Raw genomic sequence first — 22,757 nt, 5'->3', positions numbered from 1 at the left:
GCGGTGCCGCACCGCCCGTCAGTGCCGGGCGAACTGCATCCCGGTCGACTGCGCCACGTCCGGCCGCACGGCGATCCCGGTGATCTCCAGTCGCTCGCCGTAGATGTCGGTGAGCCTGATCGCGCCCCCGCACCCGCTGCCCTGCTCGGAGAGGAAGTAGTTGTAGTCCGTACGGGGCAACTCGCTCCAGCCGGAAGCGGTCCGGACCTCGAGCCGGGCCAGCGGGTTGCGGTGGCCGATGGCCTGGATCCCGCACCAGTAGCGGGTCGATCCGGTCTTGTAGCGGATCGAGATCGTGTCGGAGGTGCTGGGGCTCAGCAGACTCCACGTGATCGGGATGCGCCCCGTGACCGGGGCGGCGAGCTTCGCGAAAGCCTGCGGGCTGAGGTCGAGTTGACCGGGTGCGCAGGGCAGCGGGCACTCGTTGGTGATCCGTACCGTGACGGAGGCACCGCTCGCGGCCCGGACGAGGATGTACGCCCCGCAGGCCTTGGACGTCTCGTAGTCCGTGGTGTTCATCGCCGCGGTCATGACGTCGGTGGTCGGCCCGTACAGACAGGCCCCGTCGCCGTTGCCCACGTCGTAGAAGGTCGCCACGCCCTCGTAGGAGACACCGGGCTTGATACGCCCGGCGAGCGGGGCGGAACCGGACGCCTTCCGAGCCGGCTCGGCGGCCGGGGTCGCCGCCGCACGGGACGACGCGCTGCCCGCGGCGGCCGGGGCGCTCCTGCGGGAGGAGGGCGAGGGCGAGGCGGACGCTGAGGCCGACGGAGAGGCCGTCGTGGGTTCCGCCGCCGGTGTGGTCGCGGTCGGCGTCGCGCGGGCCTCGGCGACGGAGGTGGCCCCGGCGGGGCCGGCGGTGCTCCCGTGGTCCGGGCCGAACGCCACGATCAGGGCGGCCACGAGTGCGACGGCCACCGCGGCGACCGCGGCGCCGAGCGCCGCGCGCCGTCTGCCTGACGCAGACGAAGGGGAACGGTGTGAGCGAGTTGCCACGGCCAAGTCCTTGTGTGGTGCGTACGAGCCTCCGGCGGAGGGACTTCCGACCGTCAGTCGCCGCCGCTCGTGGAAAGGTTGCCGGACCGTTCCTGGAAGGGCGCCGCTCCCCCGGTCAGGTCCATCCCGGTCATGAGTTCGGCGAAGGCGCGGGCCGCGGCCGGGGAGTGGAAGAGCCGGTCGAGACGGGCCCGGGCGAGGTGGCGCGGGAACGGGTCGGCGTCCCCGGCGTCGTGGAGGGTCCGGGTGAGCCAGTGCGAGAACTCCTGGTCGTTCCAGACGCGGCGCAGACAGCGTGCCGAGTAGCTGTGCAGCGCGGTGTCGTCGCCGTCCCGGACGAAGTCCCGCACGGCCCGTACGAGGAGGTCGGCGTCGTACAGGGCGAGGTTCATGCCCTTGCCGCCCATCGGCGACACGATGTGCGCCGCGTCGCCGACCAGGAAGAGACGGCCGTAGGACATGGGGTCGTGGACGAGGCTGCGGAGCCGGAAGACCTCGCGGTCGGTGATCGGGCCGGGGACGAGGTCCGGGTCGCCGAGGCGGGTGCGCAGGGCGTCCCACACGCGCTGCTCGGGCCAGGCGTCCGGGGTGTCGTCGGGCGGGCACTGGAGGTAGTAGCGGCTCGCGTGGGGGCCGCGCGGGAAGTGGGCGGCGAAGCCCTGGGCGCTGACGGCGAGGAGGGGGTGGGCGGGGGGCGGGGCGTCGGCCAGGACGGTGAGCCAGCCGATGCCGTGGTCGAAGGCGTGCGCGGTGAGGACGCCGTCGGGGACGGCCGTACGGCTGACTCCGTGGTCGCCGTCGCACCCGGCGACGACATCGCAGGTGAGGGAGTGCGGTGTGCCGTCGGGCGCGCGGTAGCGGATGGTGGGGCGGTCGCCGGTCAGGTCGTGCAGGGAGACGTCGGAGGCCTCGAAGCGCAGGTCGCCGCCGCCCTCCAGGAAGGTCTCGGTGAGTTTCTGCACGAGGACCTGCTGGGGGCACAGTCGGGCGGCCGGACCGTCCGAGCCGTCGCTGTCGGAGACCAGGTGGCTGCGGCCGTCCACCCGGAACTCCAGGATGCCGTCGTACGGGATGCCGCCGAGGACCTGGTCGGTCAGTCCCCACGAGTCGAACATGCGGACCGCGCGGGTCTCGACGATGCCGGCCCGCTGGCGCCGGGCGACGTGCTCGCGGGAGCGGCGCTCCAGGACGACGCAGTCGATGCCGCTGTGCTGGAGCAGGGTGGCGACGGTCATCCCGGCCGGGCCCGCGCCGATCACCACGACCCTCGTCGATTCGGGAGCGTCCTGCAACTGGCTTGCTTCTTCGGCCACTTGGGCACCTCCGGCACCCAGCCTAGCGAGGAAGCCGGCCGTCCGAGCCGTGTCCGATCAACCTCTCGTCGATCGGACACGGTTCCCGGAACGACCGTGTGCTCAGCGGTGGCAGGTGGTGAGGCCCGGCCGCCACGGGCAGGCGAGTCCGGCGAAGCCGCCGTTCGCGACGACGTCGACGGTGAGGGTGTCGCCGCCGCGCAGGACCCGGCGGTCCTGGACGAGGCCGCCGTCGCCGTCCCGGATCGTCTCCACCAGCCACCGGCCCGGACCGAGCGACAGCGGCACCTGGGCCGTGCGGGCGGCCCCCGCGTAGACCCCGCCGAGGAACCAGCGGTCACCGCTGCGGCGGGCCAGCACGGCCTCCTGGCCGGGGGTGCCGGCGAGCAGCCGGGTGTCGTCCCAGGCCGCCGGGACCTGGTCGAAGTAGGCGCGGGCGAGCGGCCTCGCCTCGTACGACTCGGGGGTGCCCGCGAACATCTGCAGGCCCGACTCGTAGGCGACGGTGAGGCCGACCTCGGCCGCGTCGGAGTTGGGGCGCAGTCCGACCCGCTGGAAGGCGCCGGGGGTGAAGTCCATGGAGCCGATGACGTTGCGGGTGAAGGGCAGGGTGGTGAGGTGGGCGGCGGTGTTGGTGCGCTTCTCCTCGCCCGCGACCCCCTCCAGGGTCATGACCTGCGGCCAGGTGCGCTGGATGCCCTTGGGGATCGTGGAGCCGTGGAAGTCGACCATGAGGTGGTGGGCGGCCGTCTCCGCGAGGATGGTGTCGTACCACCGGAGCATGGGCTGGGCCTCGGAGTTCATGAAGTCGATCTTGACGCCCTTGATGCCCCACTTCTCCAGGGTGGGCAGCCACTGGGCGCGTTCCTCGGCGGTGTCGAGGTCGCGCTGGTGGATCCAGACGATGATGCCGACGCCCTTGGCGCGGGCGTACCGGACGAGTTCCGGCATCCAGCTATTGGTCTGCCAGTCGGGGTCGGTGACGTCCCACTCCCCCGGCCGGTAGTACCACCCGGCGTCGACCGCCTCGTAGGGCCAGCCGCGTTCGGCGGCGTGGTCGACGTAGGCCTTCTGCGCGGTGAGGCTCTGTCCGGCCTCCCTACCGCCCGCGAGCCAGGTCCACAGGACGGTGCCGGGCCTGATCCAGGAGGTGTCGCGCACCTTGGAGGCGGCGGCGAGGTCGTCGGTGAAGGTGGAGCGGGTGACGGTGGCGAGGTCGCCGGTGACCATGGCGCGCCACGGGGTGGCCAACGCGCCGGTGGCGGTGACCCGTTCGTCGGCGAGCTTGACGCGGTAGGTGCCGGTGCCCTGGTCATGGGCGAGCCGGGCACCGGAGTAGCCGCCGGTGAGGTCGGACTCGGCGAGCAGGGTGTACCCGCCGTCGGTCGCGAAGAGGGCCTGGTCGGAGTACTCGCCGGTGGGCGCGGTCGCGGCGGTGTACTGGGCGAACTGGCCCTCGTTGTCCACCCGGTAGGTGCCGAGCCACGCCTTCGCGTCGGCCGGGAGGTTGAAGGCGGACGCCTCCCCGAGCACGTCACCGGAGCCGGCGGGCAGGACGTACCGGTAGGCGATGCCGTCCGCGGCGGCGCGGACCACGAGGTCGAACCGGGCGCCCGCGGCGCCGGCGAAGGAGAGCCGGGTCTCGTTCATCCGGACCCGCCGGTCGAGGCGCTTGCCGGACTTGGTGCGGTAACGCTCCTCGACGGTGCGGCTCTTGCGGTGCAGGAGGCGCAAGTCCTTCGACAGGTCGGCCTGTTCGGTGACGAGGCCGACGGGTGACGGTTCGATGACCGTACGGCCGTCGCGGGACACGGCGAGGGTGAGCCGGCCGGTGGTGTCGTCGAGGCCGACCTCGGCGCGCGGTGCGTGGGCTCCCGCCGACAACGACCATGTCTGGTCACGCTGTTCGGCCTGAGCGGGTGCGGTGGTGAGGAGTGCGGCCGCCAGCGAGGCACAGAGTGCGGTGACCGCCGTTCTGATCGGAACTGCCATCGATGTCCTCCGAGTTGTGTGGCCTTTACGGCAGTCCCCAGGCCGGTCCGGGCTCGCTGACGGCGACGGGTGCGAGGGTGAGGTCGGGGCGGGTACCGGTGTGCACGAGCACCTCGCGGCCGCGGGGAAGGTCGATGGCGAGGGTGCCGTCGCCGAGGTCGCGGGTGCGGGCCGGGGTGCCGTCGTCGAGGACGGCGGTGAGGCGTCCGGTGAGGCCGTGCTGGAGCTTGAGGGGTTCGCCGGCCAGGCTCCGGATCCGGATGAAGCGGGTGGTTCCCGCCTTGCGGACGGCGCTGACCAGGAAGGCGCCCTCGGTGCGGAAGTTGTGCAGGGTGAGGTCCGCCCAGGCGGTCGGGACCGCCGGGAGGACCCGGATCACCCCGCCCCAGCTCTGGCAGAACATGTCGTGCAGGGACTGCGAGGCGGACAGCGGGGTCTCGATGACCGGACCGGCCTCGGTGTAGTGGGTGTTGGGGCGGCAGGGGTAGCGGGTGGTGGGGTCGAAGAACTTCCGCAGATAGGTGATCGCGGTGTCCCCGTCGCCGGTCATGGCGTACATGGAGGCGGCGCCGGTGTAGCTGTAGCCGCGGTGGGAGCCGGTGAGCGCGTGCCAGTGGACGATCGACCTGGTGATGAGGTCGCGGTTCTCGGGCTGGTCCCAGTTGACGAGGTGGAGCGGGTAGACCATCAGCAGGTGCGAGTAGTGCCGGTGGGACTGGGCGTACGGGGTGTCCGCACCGATCATGAAGCCGTTGCCGTCGACCGGGTAGGGCGTGAGCCTGGTGAGGACCTCCTGCCAGCGCGGGGCCAACTCGTCCTCGATGCCGAGGAGTTCGGCGGACTCGAGGAGGGCCCGGCAGCCCCAGCGGATCAGCGCGAGGTCGTAGTTGGTGTCCTGGGGCGGTACGACCGGGTATTCGGGCGACAGGGTGCTGGGCAGGTGGAGCTTGCCGTCGCTGCCCGGGGTGAGGAAGTGCAGGTAGTAGTTGATCGCCCGGCGCAGCACCGGGTAGATGGTGTCGCGCAGCAGGGACGTGTCCATGGAGTGGCGGTAGGACAGCCACACGTTGTGCAACGCCCAGGTGAGGTCGCCGACTTCGGCGCCGGTGCCGGGCCGGCCCACGCCGCGGTTGGCGAACATGTCGGAACTGCGGCCCACGCCCGAGCTGTCGGCGCGGTAGGCGGCGGGCACGTTGGCGGTCAGCTGTTCCTGGTTCTGGCGCAGTGTGGTGGCGAGGGAGTCCAGCTCCGGGTGGTTGAAGCCGTTGATGAGCCAGTACTCCAGCTGGACGTTGAGGTTCCACCAGACCGCGGGCCAGGGCGTGGGCTCCAGCCAGGGGCCCGAGGTCGCCATGACGGGTCCGCCGGCGCGGCTGGCGGAGGCGACCTTGTACAGCTGGATCCAGTGGAAGCTCTGGAGCCGCTGGTCGGGGAACGACACGAAGCTCTTGCGGTAGAAGGCGTGCCACCAGTTGGTGTGGCGCTGCCGGAGCGCGCTGTACGACTTCGCGCGGCGGAGGTTGCGCAGGGAGTCGGCCTCGGCGGCCGTGTCGGAGGGGTGGCTGTGGCCGACGCTGAGCAGCAGGTCGTCGCCGGTGCGGCGGTGGGCGGTGGCGGTCTGTCCGCCGCCGGTGAGGGGCTGGAGGACCTGCTCGGTGCCGTCGGGGGCGGTGCGGGTGGTCCACGGCGGGTTGGCGGTGTAGTCGGCGGGCGGGGCCTCGCTGATCTTCCGGGGGCTGATGGCCTCCTCGGGGTGGAAGGTCCAGGTGGCCCGCTCGCCGCCGCGAGCTGTGACACGGACGGCGAGGACCTCGTCGTGGATCAGGGCGGCGAGGGTGAGGGTGCCGGCGGTGGTGGTGACGGTGCCGGTGAGTTCGGCGTTCCAGAGGCTGAGGCGCCAGTCGACGGCGGTGATGGTGCCGGCCGGTTCGAGGGTGAGGTGGCCGACGGGGAGCCGGCAGGTGCCCCAGCCGCTGCCGAACTCGGGGCGGTGGTCCTGGACCCGGCCGTGCTGGACGGTGAAGCGGATCCGGTTGGCGCCGGGCTCCTGGTAGACCATGCTGCCCAGTTGGCCGTCGCCGAGGAAGGGGCCCTCGTACCAGAGGGTGGGCAGCCGTTTCCACAACAGGTCCTGGTCGCGCAGGAAGCGGGCCCAGGCGTCGTCGGTGCTCATGGTGTCGCGGAGTTTCCAGGGGCGCGGGGCGGCGGCCTGGGCGGACGTCGGATCTCCGGCGGGGGCCGCGCCGGGTAACGCGGCGGCCGGCGCACCGGATAACGCGGTCGCGGCCGCTCCGCCCAGCGCGGTGCCGAGCACGGCCCTGCGGGCCGGGTGCGGGTGTCTCTCCGGGGGTGAGGTCATCGTCGTCCTCCATACCTGACGGATCGTCGATACATCGGGTGTATCGAGGAACCTAGGAGGCACCTATGCACCTGTCAATGACTTCAGCACCACGCGAATCACATGACAGTTGAGCCGCACACGGGTTTTCGGGCTCCGACCTGCACCTCAGTAGGCCCAGACCAAAGAGCGCGACTCCTCCGATGTATCTTGACGGCGGGAGAACTCAACCGCCCGTCAGCGCGGTGACCAGTTCACCCATGCCGTCGAAGTGCCCGTCGAAGTGGTCGCGACGGGTCGGCGGGTCCCCGGCCGGTCGGTGGACGTAGGCGGTTCGCATCCCCGCCGCCCGCGCGCCCCGCAGGTCCCAGGCATGGGCCGCGACCATGAGCACCCGCTCGGGCGGGCATCCGGCGGTGTCGGTCGCGAGCCGGTAGACCTCCGGCGCCGGCTTGTAGGCGCGGACCGTTTCTCCGGACAGGGCCTGGTGCCGGCGGAGTCCGACATGGGCACTGAGCCGCTCCAGGGTGGTGCGGCCCGCGTTGGAGAGCCCGAACACCGGGAGCCGTCGGGCCAGTTGCTCGACGCCCGTGACCGAGTCGGCCCAGGGCGACAGGCGTTGCCCGGCCGTGGCCAGCCTGGTGACGGCCGCCGGGTCGGTGACGTCGGCCCGGCCGGCCACCTTCCGGGCGGCCTCCGCGTCGAGGGTCTCCGAGGTGACGTACGGGCGCCGCCCCTGCGCGATGCGGCGCTGCTCGCGCTCGCCGTGCCGCAGCCAGAGGTCGAGCAGGTCGTCGACGGTCTCCTCGCCCGGCGCGGGGACCGTCTCGCGGATCGCCGAGCGCAGTCCGCCGGGTTCGTCGACCAGGGTGCCGAGGACGTCGAGGACGACGACGTCGATGTCACGGAACGCTGCCATGCGGTCTCCCGTTCGCGTAGATATCACCCGTCCGACCGGTGACGATCCTGTCAGCCGGAACCGTCACCGGTCAAGGTGGTGATACGACGTGGACCGCGTCCGCGTGTGTCTCAGCCCTGCGCGAGCAACTGGAGCGTGTCGATCACTCGGTTGGAGAAGCCCCACTCGTTGTCGTACCAGGCGACCACCTTCACATGGCGGCCGTCGACCCGGGTGAGGGCCGAGTCGAAGATGGACGAGGCGGGGTTGCCCGTGATGTCGGAGGAGACGAGCGGGTCCTCCGAGTACTCGAGGATGCCCGCGAGGGGCCCCTCGGCGGCGGTGCGGTAGGCGGCGAGCACGTCCTCGCGGGTCACGTCGCGGGCGACGGTGGTGTTGAGCTCGACGATCGAGCCGACCGGCACCGGGACGCGGATCGAGTCGCCGGACAGCTTGCCGTCCAGGTTGGGCAGCACCAGGCCGATCGCCTTGGCGGCACCCGTGGTGGTCGGCACGATGTTGACGCCGGCGGCACGGGCGCGGCGGGCGTCGCGGTGCGGTCCGTCCTGGAGGTTCTGCTCCTGGGTGTAGGCGTGCACCGTCGTCATGAAGCCGTGCTCGATGCCGGCCAGTTCGTCGAGCACCGACGCCAGCGGGGCGAGCGCGTTGGTCGTGCAGGACGCGTTGGAGACGATCGTGTGCAGGTCCGCGTCGTAGGCGTCGGTGTTGACGCCGTACGCGAGGGTCACGTCGGCGCCGTCCGAGGGCGCGCTGACCAGGACCTTCCTCGCGCCCGCGTCAAGGTGGGCGCGGGCGGCCTTGGCCGAGGTGAAGCGCCCGGTGGCCTCCAGCACGATGTCGACGCCGAGGTCGGCCCAGGGCAGCTGCGCCGGTTCGCGTTCGGCGAGGACGGTGATCCGGCGGCCGTCGACGACCAGCGTGTTCCCGTCGACGGTGACCGGGCGGCCGAGCCGGCCGGCGGTGCTGTCGAAGGCGAGGAGCCTGGCGAGGGTGGCGGGTTCGGTGAGGTCGTTGACGGCGACGACCTCCAAGGTGGTGTCGCGTTCGAGGAGCGCGCGCAGCACATTGCGTCCGATACGGCCGAATCCGTTGATGGCGATGCGAGTCATGAATGGTGTCCCTTCCCTATGTCCACCAGGCTCGCTCGCGGCATGCGCCGCTGACAGTGGCGCGATCGCCATGGTTCAAAAGGATCGCGCCACGCGGGTCCAGGCGGTCACTCGCCCCGGGTGAAGGTGCGCCGGTACTCGCTCGGCGTGGTGCCCAGGATCCGCTGGAAGTGCGACCGCAGGTTCGCCCCGGTCCCGAGTCCGACGTCGGTCGCGATCTGCTCGACCCCGCGCTCCGAGCGCTCCAGGAGCTCGCGGGCCCGGTCGATGCGGGCCCGCATGACCCACTGCATCGGCGTGTATCCGGTCTCCTCCACGAAGCGGCGGGAGAAGGTACGCGGCGACACGGCGGCCTGGCGGGCCAGGAGGTCCAGGGTGAGGGGCTCGTCGAGCCGGTGCAGGGCCCATTCCCGGGTGGCGGCGAAGCGCTCGCCGAGCGGCTCGGGCACGCTGCGCGGCACGTACTGCGCCTGGCCGCCGCTGCGGTAAGGGGCGGCGACCAGGCGCCGGGCCGCGTGGTTGGAGGCGGCCACACCGAGGTCGCCGCGCAGGATGTGCAGGCACAGGTCGATGCCGGAGGCGGCGCCGGCCGAGGTCAGGACGCTGCCCTCGTCGACGAACAGGACGTTCTCGTCGACCCGCACGAGGGGGTGTTTCGCCGCGAGCGCTCGGGTGTAGTGCCAGTGGGTCGTGGCGCGCCGGCCGTCGAGGAGGCCGGTCGCGGCCAGGGCGAAGGCGCCGGTCGAGATGGCGGCGAGCCGTGCGCCCCGGCCGTGGGCGGCGACCAGGGCCTCGACGACGGCCGACGGCGGGTCCTCACGGTCCGGGAACCGGTAGCCCGGGATGAAGACGAGATCCGCCCACGCGAGCGCCTCCAGCCCGTGGGCGACGTGGTACGACAGCCCGTCCCCGCCGCTCACGAGCCCGGGGGCCGCGCCGCACAGCCGTACCTCGTACGGCATGCTCGCGCGCGTGGTGAACACCTGTGCGGGGATCCCGACGTCCAGGGGCTTCGCGCCTTCGAGGACGAGCACGGCGACACGACGGAGGCGGGAGGCTGGCACGGGGACAGGGTACGCAGCGGTCAGGCGTCCTCGACCCCGGCGGTGACGGGTGTGCCGATCTCGACCGTGCGACTGACCGTGCACAGGCGGTCGTGGGAGGTCTTGACCGCGCGGGGCAGGATCGTGCGGGCCCGCTCGGCGCCCTCGCCGTCCGGGAAGGCGACGGTGAAGGTCACCGCGAGGTCGGTCAGCCGGTTGCCGAGGTCGTCGTTGACCTTGTTGCCCGTCACCTCGACGGTGAAGACACTCGGTTCGGCGTGGCGGCTGGTGGCGAGGTCGACGTCCACCGCAGTGCAGCCGCCGAGCGCGGCCAGCAGCAGTTCGACGGGGGTGAACTCGTCGGATCCGGTGCCGAAGCTGATCGTGCCGCCCCGGGTGTTGGTGGCGACGAAGTGGCCGGTGCCGGTGCGCTCGACGGTGACGGACCGCTCGGAGTTTTCGCTCATGCCGAGGACATTAGTGCCGGGCGCCGAACGGTGCCTCGGGGGCCCGGTGCCGCGGCACCACCCGGCCGCGCGGTGCCGCGTCACCACTCGCCCGCCACGGCCTCCGTCAGCCGGGTCACGGATCGCAGGTCGGGCAGGCTCCGCAGCTTCGCCACCGCCTCCCGGCCCCCGAAGTCGCGCTGCTCGGGGGTCGCCGTCGGATCGACCGCGCACGCGGCCTGCACGTGGACGTAGTTGAGGTCCGTCGCGAACAGCATGGAGAAGGCGTCCACGCCCTTGACCACCGCGCGGCCCCCGGCGTCCCGGTAGGCGCGCACCAGCCGCCGGGCGGCCCCGGCGTCGGCATCGTTGCCGCCCGACCACACGTACAGGGCCCGGGCGAGTTCACGCTCCGCCGAGACGGGCCCGGCGTTGTCCCAGTCGAGGAGGACCGGCCCGCCCGGTCCGACCAGGACGTTCTGCGGACGCAGGTCGAGATGCGAGGTCACCACGTCGTCGGGAGCCGACGGCGACACATGGTGTCCCAGCTCCACCGCGGTCGTGGCGACGAACCGCCCCAGCTCCCCGGCCCAGGGCACGCCCGCACGGTCGACCCGGTCCAGCAGTGCGGCCCAGTCGGCGTCCCGGGGGCACTCCTCGTACCAGCCGCCCGGCGTCCCGTCCGTGCCCTGGCCCGCCTGGTGCAGAAGGGCGAGCGTACGGCCGCACCAGCTCAGGATCTCCGGGTCCGACGGGTCGGCCTCGGTGCCGTCGACCCAGTCGTACAGCTTCACCCAGGAGCCCTCGGGGAGCCGTACGACGTGGGCGCCGGTGCGGTCGGGCACGAGGCGGGGCGCGGAGATGCCCAGCGGTTCCGCCGCGTCGCGCAGGGCGGCCTCGGCACCGGCGTCCGGCTCGCCCTCCTGGAAGAGCAGTTCCTTCACGGCCCACGAGGTGCCGTTCCCGGACAGCTTCCAGATCTGCCCGAGGGCGCCGCGGGCGACGGGGGTCATCGTCCACTCCCCGGCGCCGAGCGCATAGGCATCCGTGATGAACTGACCCGTCTCGCGCATGCAACTCCCCGCCTCCGCCGTCCTGTTGCGTGAGCCTAGCCGCAGCAGCCCGTCCCCACGCGGCAGAAGCACGACGCCTCCACCGGTACGTCGGCCAGGGCCGCGGCGGTGCGCAGTTGCTGGGCGACGATCCGCGCCTCCCCGTCCTTCTCGCCGCGGACCAGGCATTCGTGGAGGCCGTGCAACGCCCAGACGTTGCCCGGGTGTTGGAGGGGGCGCGGGAGGGTGTCGTCGAGGCCGAGGTCGGCGCGGTAGACGGCTTCCGCCTCGGCCACCCGGCCCTGTTCGAGCAGGAGGGCGCCGTAGGCGTGGCGGGTGGGCTGCATCCAGCCCCAGGGTTCGTCGTAGGGGAGGTTGTCGTCCAGGTCGATCGACCGGGCGAGGGCGGCGAAGGCGGTGGCGAAGTCGCCCTTGCGGTAGGCGAGTTCGCCGTCGAGCATCGCCGAGGCAACGGCCAGGATGTCGGCGCAGGTGTTGTTGAAGAGCATCCGGGACCCGGGGACGCGGGCGACCGCCGCCTGGAACAGGGCGCGTTCGGCCTCCGCCTCGGTGACGCGGCCGAGGGCGGACAGGGCGACGCCACGGGCGTAGTGGAGCATCGAGGTCGTCACGCAGTACAGCCGCGGGTCGGCGGGCAGCGGCAGGTCCAGGATGTCGGTCCAGCGGCCGAAGCGGATCAGGACGTGGACCCGCATCGCGAGGAAGCCCTCCAGCCAGTCGGCCATGGGCGGGCTCTCGACCCGCAGCAGCTCCTCCGGGATCGATGCCTCCAGCTGCGCGGCCGTCTCCAGGGCGACCTCCGACTGGCCCAGGAACATCGCCCCGTAGATCTTGAAGTGGTAGTTGTGCGAGCGGTAGAGCGTGTAGAAGTTCATGGCGCCCGCCCGGGCCCGGACCTTCTCGTCGGCGGCGATCGCCGCGCTGTTGTCGGACACCACCCGGCGGTAGTCGCCGCACAGCACCTCCAGGTGGGACGGCATGTGCAGCAGGTGTCCCGCGTCCGGGACCAGGCCGCGCAGCCGGTCCGCGACGGACAGGGCCGACTCGGGCGTCGGCGACATCTCCATCAGGTGGACGTACAGGTGCAGCACGCCCGGGTGGTCGCGTCCGGTGGCGCTGGTGAGCGCCCGCTCCAGGACGGCCCGGGCCTCGCGGGTGCGCGCGCCGAGTGCGGGTTCGCCGGTGCGCAGGTCCCACAGCTGCCAGGGGGTGAGGTTCATCAGCGCGTCCGCGTACAGGGCGGCCACGTCGGCATCGTCCGGGGCGAGCTCGTGGACCGCGCGCATGGCGTCGGCGTACGGCGGGTTCCACACCGCGCAGTCCTCGGCGGGCTTCGCCTGCGGGTACCGGGCGCGCAGGGCGCCGATCAGGGCCCGCTCCACCACGGTGGCCCGGGCGGCGGCCTTCTCGTGGGCCGCCTCGACGGCCGTATGGGTGCGTTCGACGGTCCGGGCGAGGTCCCGGTCGTCGAAGAACTCCCAGGGCTTGTTGTAGTTCGGGCCCAGCGCGTAGGCGATGCCCCAGTGGGCCATCGCGCAGTCCGGGTCGGCGGCGGCCGCCCTCTCGAAGCAGGCCACGGCCTCCTCGTGGTGGAAGGCGTACGTCCACACCAGGCCCCGGTCGAACCAGAGTTGGGCCTCGGCGGATGCGGTGGTGACGGGTCGGCCGTGGGAGCCGAGGTCGTAGTACTCCATACGGCGCTCCTCGCGCTGCCGGCTGTGCTGCACGGGAGTCGATTCTGCCCGAAGAAGGCGCTTTCGGGAGAGTGGGAGCCGATCTGTCCCCCGAACGAACGCGGTGCCGGAGAGGGGACGCGAAGTGTCGTCAGCCCCCTCTCCGGCACCAGGTGGCCGGGGCTAAGCCGTCACACACGGAAGATCTCGAGGAAGCTGCTCCAGAATCCCTTCTTGGCCGGCTTCTGCGCCGCGGGGGCCGGGATGCGGGCCGCGGGCGCGGGCTGCTGGACCACCGAGGGACGGGGCGCGGTGGGCACGCCGTACGCCGAGGCCATCCGGGTCGCCGGGGTGGCGCCGAACTGGACGGGGAGGGCGGCCAGGGCGCGGTGGAACGGGCCGGGACGCCACTGGAGCTCCTGGGCCGGGACGCTCAGGACGAGGTCGGGCAGCGCGTTGAGGATCTGCTCGATGGCGGTGACCGCGATGACCTGGGCCGGGCTCTTGGCAGGGCAGGCGTGCGGTCCCGCGCCCCAGGCGAGGTGGGCGCCGCGGCTGTGGGCCTGGCCCGACGCGGTGAGCACGGGGTCGCTGTTGGCTCCGGCGAAGCTGATGACCAGCGGGGAGTTCGCCTGAACCACCACTCCGCCGAGGTCGACGTCCTGTACCGGGAAGTGCGTCGCGTAGTTGGCGATCGGCGGGTTGTTGAGCAGGACGTGGTCGAGGGCGTCCTCGATCTGCATGCTCGGCCCGTCCTCGCCCTCCGGCCCGAGGAGCAGGAGCAGGGCGTTGGCGATGAGGTTGCGGGTCGGTTCCACACCGGCGCCGATCAGCATCACCAGCTGGTCCTTGAGCTCCTCGTCGGTGAGACCGGCCGAGTGCTGGACGAGCCAGGAGGTGATGTCGTCACCGGGCTCGCGGCGCTTGAGGGTGATGAGCTCCATGAAGCAGGCGGTCAGTTCGTCGCTGGCCTTCAGCGCGTCCTTGCCGTCGAACATGTCGGCCATCGCGCTGGTGACCCGGTCGCCGATGGCGGCGGGGCAGCCGAAGAGCTTGTTGATCAGCAGCATCGGCAGCAGCTTGGCGTAGTCGTTGATCAGGTCCGCCCGGCCCCGCTCGCTGAACTGGTCGATGAGGTAGGCGGCGATCGGCTCGACGTCGCGGCGGATGCGGGTGACGTTGAGCCGGTCGAGGCTCTCGGTGACCGCCTTGCGGAGCCTGAGGTGCTGGGCGCCGTCGGTGAACAGGCAGTTGGGCCGGTACGCCATCATCGGCAGGACCGGGCTGTCGAGCGGGACCCGGCCGTCGTTGAGGGCGGTCCAGCGGCGGCCGTCGCGCGCGAAGAGGGTGGGGTTCTGGAGCACCCGCAGGGCCGTCTCGTGTCCGACGACCAGGGTGGCGTCGACGCCGGGGGCGAGCTCGACCGGGCCCGCGGGGCCGTGCGCCCGCAGGTAGTCGTAGACCTTCTGCGGGTCGGCGGCGAAGGAGCCGTCGTACATGGGGCATCTGGCCGCGCCGGTGGCGGCCGTGTCGTGAACGTCCATGTCTGTGTCCTTAGCTGGCCCGGACCGTGCGGTCCGGGCGGGGGGCGGTGGTTCAGGCGGCGCGGTCGAGCAGGTGGCGTACGAGGGCGATCAGGGCCCGGGCGGAGGACCGCTGGTCGCGTGCGTCGCAGTAGATGACGGGGGTGTCCGGGAGCAGGTCGAGGGCCTCCCGGATCTCCTCCTCCTCGAAGTGGCTGGTCTGCGAGAAGGTGTTGACCGCGATCGCGTACTCGAGGCCGTACTCGTCGATCAGGTCGATGACCGGGAACGTCTCCTCCAGCCGTGAGGGGTCGACCAGGAGCAGGGCGCCGAGCGCGCCGCGGGCCATGTCCTCCCACAGCTGCATGAAGCGCTGCTGTCCGGGGGTGCCGAACAGGTACAGCACCAGCTCGTCGCTCAGGGTCAGCCGGCCGAAGTCCAGCGCCACGGTGGTGGTCGCCTTGTCCGGGGCCCCGCGCAGGTCGTCGACGTGCATGGACGCCTGGGTCATCTTCTCCTCGGTGCGCAGCGGAGTGATCTCCGACAGCGACCCGATGAAGGTCGTCTTGCCCACGGCGAAGTGTCCGACCACCAGGATCTTCGCGGCGGTGGTCACATCGGCGGAGACGTAGATGGAGCCGTTCGCCCCGGGGTCAGCCGATGTTGAGGGTTTCGAGTCCATGCAGAACCTTCTCGAGTATCGCTCGGGGAACGTGCTGGGCGGGGGCCGGTTCAGCGCGGCGCAGGAGGTGCCCCTGCTCGAATAAATCGGACAGCAGGAGTCGGGCCACGCCGACGGGCAGTCCCAGGTGCCCGGCGACCTCGGCGACCGACAGGTAGCCGCCCGAACAGAGCTCCCAGATCGCCCGCACCTCGGGGCCGGCGCCCAGCGGCAGGGTCCGCTCGGGTGCGATGCACACCAGCGTGTGCAGGGCCAGGTCGTCGTCGGAGGGGAGACGACGGCCGCCGGTGATGACGTAGGAGCGGACGAAGTCGCTGGTTACCGGAGCGTCCTCGCCTGGCCAGGTCATGCGTCTACGCCGGTGTTCTGGCGCGGAACGGCGCTCATCGCCTTGGTCAGCGCGCCCACCGTCTTCTGCATCCGGATGGACATGGCCTCCATGTCGACGTCCAGGGCGGTGGAGACGGCGAGGTAGGAGCCGCTGCCCCCGGCGATGAGGAAGATCCAGCCGCCGTCGAACTCGATCAGGGTCTGCTTCCACAGGCCCTTGCCGCCGCCGACGAACGGGGCGACGCTGCGGCACAGGGACTGCAGGGAGCTCATCGCGGCGGCGTTGCGTTCGGCGTCGTCACGGACGATGCCGTCGGACCGCTGCATCAGCAGGCCGTCCGCCGAGACGAGGATGGCGTGACGGGCCCCACGCACCTCGAGCACGTCGTTCAACACCCACGACAGGTCGGGATTCACTGGTTCTGAGGTCCTTCCGTGTTGTCTGAGTCCCGCCCGAGCAGGGTTCCGCGAGCGAATGCCTTGAGCCGCGAGGCGGTCTCCTCACCGGCCGCGTCCAGGTCGGGCACCTCCGCGCTGGGCGTGGCCACCACGGAGACGGCGCCGTTGCGGCGCCGACGGCGTTTGGGGAGGCCGCCGGCCGTCTGTCCGACGACGAGGGAGGCCACCGGGGACGGCTTGGCCGCCGCCGGCTCGTCCTCGAACTGGTCGAGCACGACGGGTGCGGGTGCGGGCACGTCCGCCGTCAGAAGGTTCTCGGGCACCCGGATCACGGCCCGTACACCGCCGTACGGCGAGACCGCGTCGACGGAGACGTGGAAGCCGTAGTGGGCGGCGAGCTTGCCGGACAGGGCGAAGCCGAACTTGGGCGGGTCGCCGAGGCTCGTGATGTCCACGGCCCCGCCCGCCGTCAGCAGGGACGCGGCACGGGCCTTGGTCTCCTGGTCCATGCCGAGACCGGCGTCGTCGACGATCAGGCAGATCCCGGTGGGGACGGCCTGGATGTTGATCTCGACGGGGGTGCCGGGGGCGCTGTACTTGGTGGCGTTGTCCAGCAGTTCGGCCAGGACCATGGCGACGGGTTCGACCGCGCGGCTGGTGATGGCGACGCTGGCCTGGGAGTGGACGTTGACCCGCTCGAAGTCACGGATGCGTCCCTGGGCGCTGCGGGCGACGTCGTAGACCGAGGCGTCCCGGTCACGCCGTCCGAGCCAGCCGCCGCAGAGCACCGAGATGCCCTTGGTACGGCGGCTGAACTGGCTGCCCGTGTGGTCGACCAGCATCAGGTCGGCGAGGACCGCGTGGTCGTCGCCGTACTTCTGCTGGAGGCCGTCGAGCAGGGACAGCTGCTCCTCGGCGAGGGTGGCCAGGGTGCCGACGGCCGACTTCAGGGTCGCCTTGGTCGCGGACTCGGCGTCCTTGCGCACCTCTTCCAGATCCGCGGCGTGCCGTGCGCTCACCGACGAGTAGGTCGTCTGGAGCTCGGCGAGCTGGCCTCGCACGCTCGCCATGTCGCCGTGCAGTTTGTTGTTGTTCGCGCGGAGCTGGATGTTGGTTCTCCGTGCGCGCATCACTGCGAAAATCGCAGCGATGAGTACCACGAGCAGGACCCACAGGAGTGGATCTTCGAACAATGACGTCATGAGACTCTCTTCAAGTCGCCTCGCGTCGGGAGACTGACCGTGCATGAGACCCCCGGGAACGCCCGTCACCCTGGGGTGGCGGACCTTGCCGGCGGACCAACCGTCACTCCTTCACGATGGGGCCGTTGTGGCTGTCCCCCGTACGCGCGTATGACGCGTCATCAGCCTACTGAAAAGTACAATGATCTTATCAGTTGTCACGGTGTCAACAGGCGTACCAGGCACCACACTTGACGACTCTCCACAAATGTCCCGCAGCAAGACCTCATCGCCGCGCGGGGCCGGGTGGCGGGTCCGCGTCCCGCCCGCCTGGGATCCCCTGTTCCGGCCACTCGTTCATGATCAACGCGGGGCAGCCTACCAAGGGCGTGGGAACGTTTTCCCCCTCCTGGTGGCAAAACTCGTTTGCGGCCACCGGGTCCGGTCCGGACCCTTGGCCCATGCCCTATCTCCTGCGCGCTGCCGCGCTCACCGACGCGCCGGCCGTCACCGGCCTGCTGAACGAGATCGACCGCATCGAGATCGGGCGGCCCGAGACCGATCTGCACACGGTGGAGGCCGACCTCAAGCACCCCGAGGTCGACCTGGACCACGACTCCTGGCTGGCCTTCGACGGCACACGGCTGGTGGCGTACGCCCTGGTGTGGGACGAGTCGCAGGGTGAGCGCATCGACGCCGACCACTACGTGCTGCCCGACCACCAAGAGGCCGGTGAGCTGCTCCTGGAGGCGCTGGAGGCCAGGTCACTGGAGAAGGCGCGGGCCAACGGCGCCTCGAAGGCCGTGGTCCATCTGCATCTCAACTCGGCGCCCACGACCGACCTCACCCGGATACGGGCCCGCGGCTGGACGGTCGTCCGGCGCTATCACGTACTGGAGCGGGCGCTGCGGGCGGACACGGACCTGCCGCCCGAGCCGCCGGCCGGCGTGCGGGTGCGGCCGTGCGTGGACGAGGCGGACCGGAAGCAGGTCCACGCCCTTCACCAGACCTCCTTCGCCGAGCACTTCGACTTCCAGCCCCGTTCGTACGAGCAGTGGCTGCACGACATCCAGACCGACCGGCTCGACTGGTCCCTGGTGTGGCTCGTCTCCGCCGAGGACCTCGGGGACGCCGGCTTCCTGATCGCCCGCGACGACCGCGAGGCCATGGGCTGGATCCGCAGTCTCGGCCTCGTCCGCGAGGCCCGCGGCCGGGGCCTCGGCGGAATCCTGCTGCGCCAGGCGTTCGCCGCCTTCGCGGCCCGGGGGCGCACCTCGGTGGGCCTCGGCGTGGACACCGAAAACGCCACCGGCGCCCCCGAGTTGTACGCGCGCAACGGAATGTCGGTCCATTACGCCGTCGACACCTGGGAAATCATGGTGAGTTGAATTCCCAACGATTTTCTACGGCCGCCGGGGACCGCTATTCCCCCTTGCTTCGCAGCAATGCACAGACGAAGTTCTCCTGCAGAGCGCGCATTCTTTGCAGCCGCTCGCCACCGGTGGACTCGGTGATCTGTGACGTGACCGAGAACGTCAGCGAACGGCGGCCGTCGGGGGTGGCCGCGATCAACTGCGTATAGCCCAGCGTGTTGCCGGTGTGGCCCAGCACGACACCACAGCGCGTCTGGTACCGGAAGACGGCCAGACCCGCGGAGTTGCGGCCCGGCCCTGCGGGCTCGGAGGCGGCACCCTCGATCCACCGGCGCTGCTGCTCGACGACCTTCCTGCCGTAGAGCCGCCCGCTCGCGTAGCCGCGGATGAAACGGGTCATGTCGGCGGGCGTGGAGACGATGCCTCCGGAGGCCCAGACGCCCGACATGCCGATGACCTCACTGACGTCCTCCGGGGGCGCGGGCGGCTCCACGTCGTAGCCGTGCAGATACGGCTTCGGCATCCGGTAGCCCTGCGGGAGGCTGGTCGAGTGGAGGCCGAGCGGCCGGTAGACCAGTCTGCGCAGAAGCTCTTCGTACGGCGTCCGGGTCGCCGCCTCCGCCATGAGTGCCACGGCGATGTTGTCCGAGTTCGAGTAGCGGTACTCGCTGCCCGGCGCGAAGAGCAGGGGCTGGTCGGCCACGTAGTCGAGCAGGCGCCGGGAGTCGAACCGGTGGCGCGGGTCGGCGCGCAGCTCGTCGAGGAACCCGGCGCTGCGGGAGTAGTCGGGCAGACCGCTGGTGTGGTTCAGGAGTTGACGGAGCGTCACCTCACCCCAGGCATCGGGGAGTTGGGGAAGCCGCTTGCGCAGGGTGTCGTCGAGACGCAGGACGCGGTGGTGGACCAGCGTCAGGGCCACCGCCCCGCTGAAGGCCTTGGCCGTGCTGGCGATGCGCATGTGGTCGTCGGGCCGGGGCGGGCGGCCCGTGCGGATGTCGGCGACACCGGCGCGCACGACGCGCGTGCCCTCCTCGGTGCGCAGGACGGCGATGGCTCCCGGCGGTCCGCCGGGGCTCCGCACGAACTCCTCGAGCTGACGCTGCAGGGCCTGCCGGCCGTCCGGGTCGGCGGCGGCACCGGCTGTCGCGGGGGCCAGCGCGGCGAGGCAGACCGCGAGGACGGACCCGGCTCGCAGGCGGGATCGGCGTAGAGACATGGGGGCTCCGGGGGGGACGGACGTCATGGTCCGTCCAGCCTCACTGTGAGTCGTGCCCCCGTGCTTCCCTTACTGCTGCATACGGACGAGTGGACGCGGGCGCCGAGCGCTGCCGTGAATTCGTCCCGCCGAGATCAGCAGTGACGTTTGTCCGGCTTAGTTGGTGGGTACACCGGCCTCTCCGAGGACGCCGATTATGAGTGTGAAGCGGGGGTGGCGGACAACCGCCACCCCCCGCTTCATGCTTGTGCCGGTCGGTGTCAGATCGAGCGGCGGCTGGTGCGTCGTAGGAGAACGAAGCCGGAGATCAGGAGGATCGCACCGAGTGCGGCCGGCCACAGCTTGGTGCCGGTCTCGGCGAGACTGCCCTGGTTGCCCTGGGGCTCAGCGGCGACGGGGGGCTGGGCGACTGCTTCCGGGGCAGTCGTCGTGGTGTTGTCCTGGGGGTTCGGCTGGTTTGCCTGCTCGTCGCCGTTCCCGTTGCCGTTGACGTTCCCGGTGTCGGGTGCCGTCGTGCTGTGGGCGGTGGGTGAGCTGTAGGTCTTCGGCTGGTCGTCGGCGGGGGCCGTCGACGCGTCACCGGCGGGGGCTTCGGCGGTCGGGGTCGGCTGCTGCTGGGGGTCGTCGCCGTTTCCGGGGTTCTCCTCGGCACCGTTGCCGTTGTCGCCACCGTTGCCGGGGTCGTTGCTGTTGCCGGGGTCGGGGTCGGCGCTGTTGCCGTCGTCGCCGCCGTTCTGGCCGCCGCCGCCGTTCTGGCCGCCGCCGTTCTGGCCGCCGCCGTTGTCACCCCCGTTGCCGTTCCCGCCGTTGTCTCCGCCGTTGCCGTTGTCGCCGCCGTTGCCCGGGTCGTCCTGTCCGGTGCCGGCGCCGCACTGGCGGCCGTCGTTGATGCAGCCGACCATCTCGTTCATCAGGTCCTCGTCGAAGACGTTGATGAAGTCGCCGTGGTCGGTGACGGCCTTGTGCAGCTGCTCCGGGAAGGAGTCGACCGCGAACAGCGGGGTCGTGCGGCCGCCGTCGTTCAGGCTCGGCGCGTCGACGTCGTAGACGATCCGCTGGACCAGCTGCGGGATGGCCTGGAAGCCGTTCGGGCAGGTGCCGTCGTTCTGGGCGAACGCCACGTGGGTGCGGTGGTTGGCGCTGTCGATGTTGCGGCCGTCCCAGCAGCTCTGGAACTTGAAGGTGCGCACCACGTCACTGCCCTGCGGGCACAGCGGGTACTTGTCCTTCAGCTGGCGGTCCTCGAACCCGGTGCAGCTCCAGGACGCGTTGGCGTTGGCGGTGCCGTTGACGAAGGCCTTGGCGTCACCGGTGATGATGCGCAGCAGCCGCGGCATCGCGGTGACCTTGCTGCGCGGGTTGCCCACGAACGTCAGGGTCACCTCCTTGGGGGTGACGATCTCACCGGCGTTGCCCTCGATGCCACCGCCCGGCTTGTTGGCGTCCTGCTCCTGCGTGCCGTTCTGGAGCCGGATCACCGGCCAGTAGTACGTGGACTTGTCGCCCTGGTCGACACAGCTCGTCTCGGCGTTCGCCAGGTCCTCATCGCTCGCGAAGGCGGTGTTGGACTGGTTGCCGATGTAGTCGTGGAAGTGGTGGGCGCCGTTGGAGACACCCGGGGCCACGATGACGTTGTCCGAGTTGAACAGGCCGTTCGCGTTGACACCGCAGCTGGTGACGAAGGTGCCGCGGGAGGCGTCGCCCTGAGCCGGCGGCGCCTGTGCGGCGGGTGGGGCGCTGTTGATGTCGGCGTAGTCGGCGGCCACGGGGCCGTTGCCGGCCTGCCCGCCGTTGCCCTGCTGCTGGCCGCCCTGGTCCTGGCCGTCACCCTGACCGCCCTGGTCCTGACCGTCGCCCTGCTGGTCGTCGCCCTGGCCGTCCTGGTTCTGGCCGTCGCCCTGCTGCTGGTCCTGACCGTCGCCGTTCTGGTTCTCGGTCTGGCGCAGGGTGCAGCCGGCCTTGTCGCCGAGGCCCTCGGGCTGTGCGCCCGCGTTCTGGAGGGCGGCGGTGATGCGCTCGATGGTCGCGGCGCGGTTCTCCTGGAGCGGGTCGACGATGCGGCTCTGGGCGGCGTCGCGGTCCTGCACCGACGGGTCCTGGAGCTGCTGGTAGGCCTCGGCTATCTGCTGGTCCAGCTGGGCGAGTTCCTTGTCGACGTCCGCCCGCGCCCCGTCGGGCACGCTGGTCAGCGCGTCGCCCACGTCCGGGCAGTCGATCGTGACGGCTCCCCACGACGTCTGCTGCGGCGTGCCGCTCTCCGTGGCGGAGGCGTACACGTTCGCCGCGACCAGGCCACCACCCCCGAGCATCAGGGCCACTGCGGCGAAGGTCGCACGTCGTGCGCCGGTCGGTCGTCTGCGATTACTGCGTCCCACGGAAATACTCCTGCGCGTCTCGGCTCTCCGGGCATGCAAGTCCCCCGCCTCATACGGACGGAGGGCCCCCGGTGTTCAAGCGCATCGGAAATTCACAGCACTCTCATACGGAACACCGGCTTCCACCATCCCTCTCGAACCTCTGTGCAGGGAAATCGAGATGACTCGCACCTGTCTGCGCCCTTACGGTCTGCCCATGAACGGCACGGACACCGACCGGCTCCTGAACGTGGTGGACATCGAAGCCACGTGCTGGCCCGGTTCCCCTCCCCCGGGCTCGGTCAGCGAGATCATCGAGATCGGGCTCACCGTCGTGGACCTGTCGACGGCCGAGCGGGTGGCGCGGCACCGCATCATGGTCCGGCCCGTCCGGTCCGACGTCAGCACCTTCTGCACGGAGTTGACCGGTATCACCCAGCAAGAGGTGAACCGGGGCCTGCCGTTCGGTGAGGCCTGCCGGGTGTTGGCCGCCGAGCACGCCTCCGGTGCGCGTCCCTGGGCGAGTTGGGGCGACTACGACCGCCTCCAGTTCACCCGGCAGTGCGGGGCCGCGAGGACGCCGTACCCCTTCGGCCGCCGTCACACCAACGCCAAGGCGGTCTTCACCGAGGTCCACGGCCTGCGCAAGCGCCCCGGCATGGCCCAGGCCCTCACCATCGCCGGCCTGCCGCTCGAAGGCCGCCACCACCGCGGCGAGGACGACGCCTGGAACATCGCGGCCCTCGTCCTGCACCTCGCGAAGCGGAACGGCTGGCCCCGGTCCTAGTCCCCCCTCC

Annotated in this window: 19 protein-coding genes; 2 read left to right on the top strand and 17 right to left on the bottom strand. The window is 71.3% G+C overall.

Annotated elements, in window-relative coordinates; all coding sequences use genetic code 11:
* Positions 1-18 precede the first annotated feature (18 nt).
* From AC2XR2_RS41650 to AC2XR2_RS41580, 15 genes are all read right to left on the bottom strand, one after another.
* The gene (locus tag AC2XR2_RS41650; protein ID WP_491517976.1) at positions 19-996 is read right to left on the bottom strand and encodes an expansin EXLX1 family cellulose-binding protein; all 978 of its coding nucleotides are present in this window, start codon (positions 994-996) and stop codon (positions 19-21) included.
* Positions 997-1,049: 53 nt separating this feature from the next.
* Positions 1,050-2,309 carry a 4-hydroxybenzoate 3-monooxygenase gene (locus tag AC2XR2_RS41645; protein ID WP_491517975.1) on the bottom strand — a complete coding sequence of 420 codons (1,260 nt, stop codon included), beginning with the start codon at positions 2,307-2,309 and terminating at the stop codon, positions 1,050-1,052.
* A gap of 102 nt (positions 2,310-2,411) precedes the next feature.
* Entirely contained in the window at positions 2,412-4,301 is a 1,890-nt protein-coding gene (locus AC2XR2_RS41640; protein ID WP_491517974.1) for a glycoside hydrolase family 97 protein, read from the bottom strand.
* Positions 4,302-4,326: 25 nt separating this feature from the next.
* Entirely contained in the window at positions 4,327-6,660 is a 2,334-nt protein-coding gene (locus AC2XR2_RS41635) for a glycosyl hydrolase family 95 catalytic domain-containing protein (protein WP_491517973.1), read from the bottom strand.
* Between the two features lie 205 nt (positions 6,661-6,865).
* Positions 6,866-7,558, bottom strand: a complete 693-nt coding sequence (locus tag AC2XR2_RS41630) for a haloacid dehalogenase type II (protein WP_491517972.1) — start codon at positions 7,556-7,558, stop codon at positions 6,866-6,868.
* A 110-nt stretch (positions 7,559-7,668) separates the two neighbouring features.
* Entirely contained in the window at positions 7,669-8,667 is a 999-nt protein-coding gene (gene gap / locus AC2XR2_RS41625; protein WP_330262402.1) for a type I glyceraldehyde-3-phosphate dehydrogenase, read from the bottom strand.
* Between the two features lie 107 nt (positions 8,668-8,774).
* On the bottom strand, positions 8,775-9,731 hold the full coding sequence (locus tag AC2XR2_RS41620; protein WP_491517971.1) for a GlxA family transcriptional regulator: 957 nt from the start codon (positions 9,729-9,731) through the stop codon (positions 8,775-8,777).
* 20 nt (positions 9,732-9,751) lie between these two features.
* The gene (locus tag AC2XR2_RS41615) at positions 9,752-10,177 is read right to left on the bottom strand and encodes an OsmC family protein (protein ID WP_381298268.1); all 426 of its coding nucleotides are present in this window, start codon (positions 10,175-10,177) and stop codon (positions 9,752-9,754) included.
* An 80-nt stretch (positions 10,178-10,257) separates the two neighbouring features.
* A complete protein-coding gene (locus tag AC2XR2_RS41610; protein ID WP_491517970.1) occupies positions 10,258-11,229 on the bottom strand; it encodes a phosphotransferase enzyme family protein in 972 nt (323 codons plus the stop codon).
* Between the two features lie 35 nt (positions 11,230-11,264).
* Complete coding sequence (locus AC2XR2_RS41605) at positions 11,265-12,923, bottom strand: hypothetical protein (protein WP_491518594.1); 1,659 nt, start codon at positions 12,921-12,923, stop codon at positions 11,265-11,267.
* Between the two features lie 170 nt (positions 12,924-13,093).
* Complete coding sequence (locus AC2XR2_RS41600; RefSeq protein WP_381298264.1) at positions 13,094-14,446, bottom strand: cytochrome P450 family protein; 1,353 nt, start codon at positions 14,444-14,446, stop codon at positions 13,094-13,096.
* A gap of 52 nt (positions 14,447-14,498) precedes the next feature.
* Positions 14,499-15,107 (bottom strand): GTP-binding protein, encoded by a 609-nt coding sequence (locus AC2XR2_RS41595; protein ID WP_037713890.1) that lies wholly within the window; start codon positions 15,105-15,107, stop codon positions 14,499-14,501.
* Positions 15,079-15,456, bottom strand: coding sequence for a DUF742 domain-containing protein (locus AC2XR2_RS41590; RefSeq protein WP_123765658.1), 378 nt, complete (start codon positions 15,454-15,456; stop codon positions 15,079-15,081). The genes AC2XR2_RS41595 and AC2XR2_RS41590 overlap by 29 nt, the downstream gene beginning before the upstream one ends.
* Positions 15,453-15,854, bottom strand: coding sequence for a roadblock/LC7 domain-containing protein (locus AC2XR2_RS41585; RefSeq protein ID WP_330262407.1), 402 nt, complete (start codon positions 15,852-15,854; stop codon positions 15,453-15,455). Before AC2XR2_RS41585 ends, AC2XR2_RS41590 begins: the two co-directional genes overlap by 4 nt.
* Positions 15,851-17,038: an ATP-binding protein gene (locus AC2XR2_RS41580; RefSeq protein WP_491517969.1), complete on the bottom strand. Its 1,188-nt coding sequence runs from the start codon at positions 17,036-17,038 to the stop codon at positions 15,851-15,853. Before AC2XR2_RS41580 ends, AC2XR2_RS41585 begins: the two co-directional genes overlap by 4 nt.
* A 440-nt stretch (positions 17,039-17,478) precedes the next feature.
* Here AC2XR2_RS41580 and AC2XR2_RS41575 point away from each other — a divergent pair, with 440 nt between their 5' ends.
* Positions 17,479-18,405 (top strand): GNAT family N-acetyltransferase, encoded by a 927-nt coding sequence (locus tag AC2XR2_RS41575; RefSeq protein ID WP_491517968.1) that lies wholly within the window; start codon positions 17,479-17,481, stop codon positions 18,403-18,405.
* A 34-nt stretch (positions 18,406-18,439) separates the two neighbouring features.
* On the opposite strand, the gene AC2XR2_RS41570 is transcribed toward AC2XR2_RS41575, so the two are convergent.
* Both AC2XR2_RS41570 and AC2XR2_RS41565 read right to left on the bottom strand, forming a co-directional pair.
* Positions 18,440-19,606, bottom strand: a complete 1,167-nt coding sequence (locus tag AC2XR2_RS41570) for a serine hydrolase domain-containing protein (RefSeq protein ID WP_491517967.1) — start codon at positions 19,604-19,606, stop codon at positions 18,440-18,442.
* A 260-nt stretch (positions 19,607-19,866) separates the two neighbouring features.
* Positions 19,867-21,915: a DUF1996 domain-containing protein gene (locus AC2XR2_RS41565; RefSeq protein ID WP_491518593.1), complete on the bottom strand. Its 2,049-nt coding sequence runs from the start codon at positions 21,913-21,915 to the stop codon at positions 19,867-19,869.
* 262 nt (positions 21,916-22,177) lie between these two features.
* On the opposite strand from AC2XR2_RS41565, the gene AC2XR2_RS41560 reads away from it, so the two are divergent.
* Positions 22,178-22,747, top strand: a complete 570-nt coding sequence (locus tag AC2XR2_RS41560) for a 3'-5' exonuclease (protein ID WP_491517966.1) — start codon at positions 22,178-22,180, stop codon at positions 22,745-22,747.
* The last annotated feature ends 10 nt before the right edge of the window (positions 22,748-22,757 follow it).

This window comes from Streptomyces sp. LS-MS-L19, from assembly GCF_058382285.1.
The sequence above is the reverse complement of the archived record's forward strand: the minus strand, read 5'-3'. Positions and strand labels throughout refer to the sequence as shown.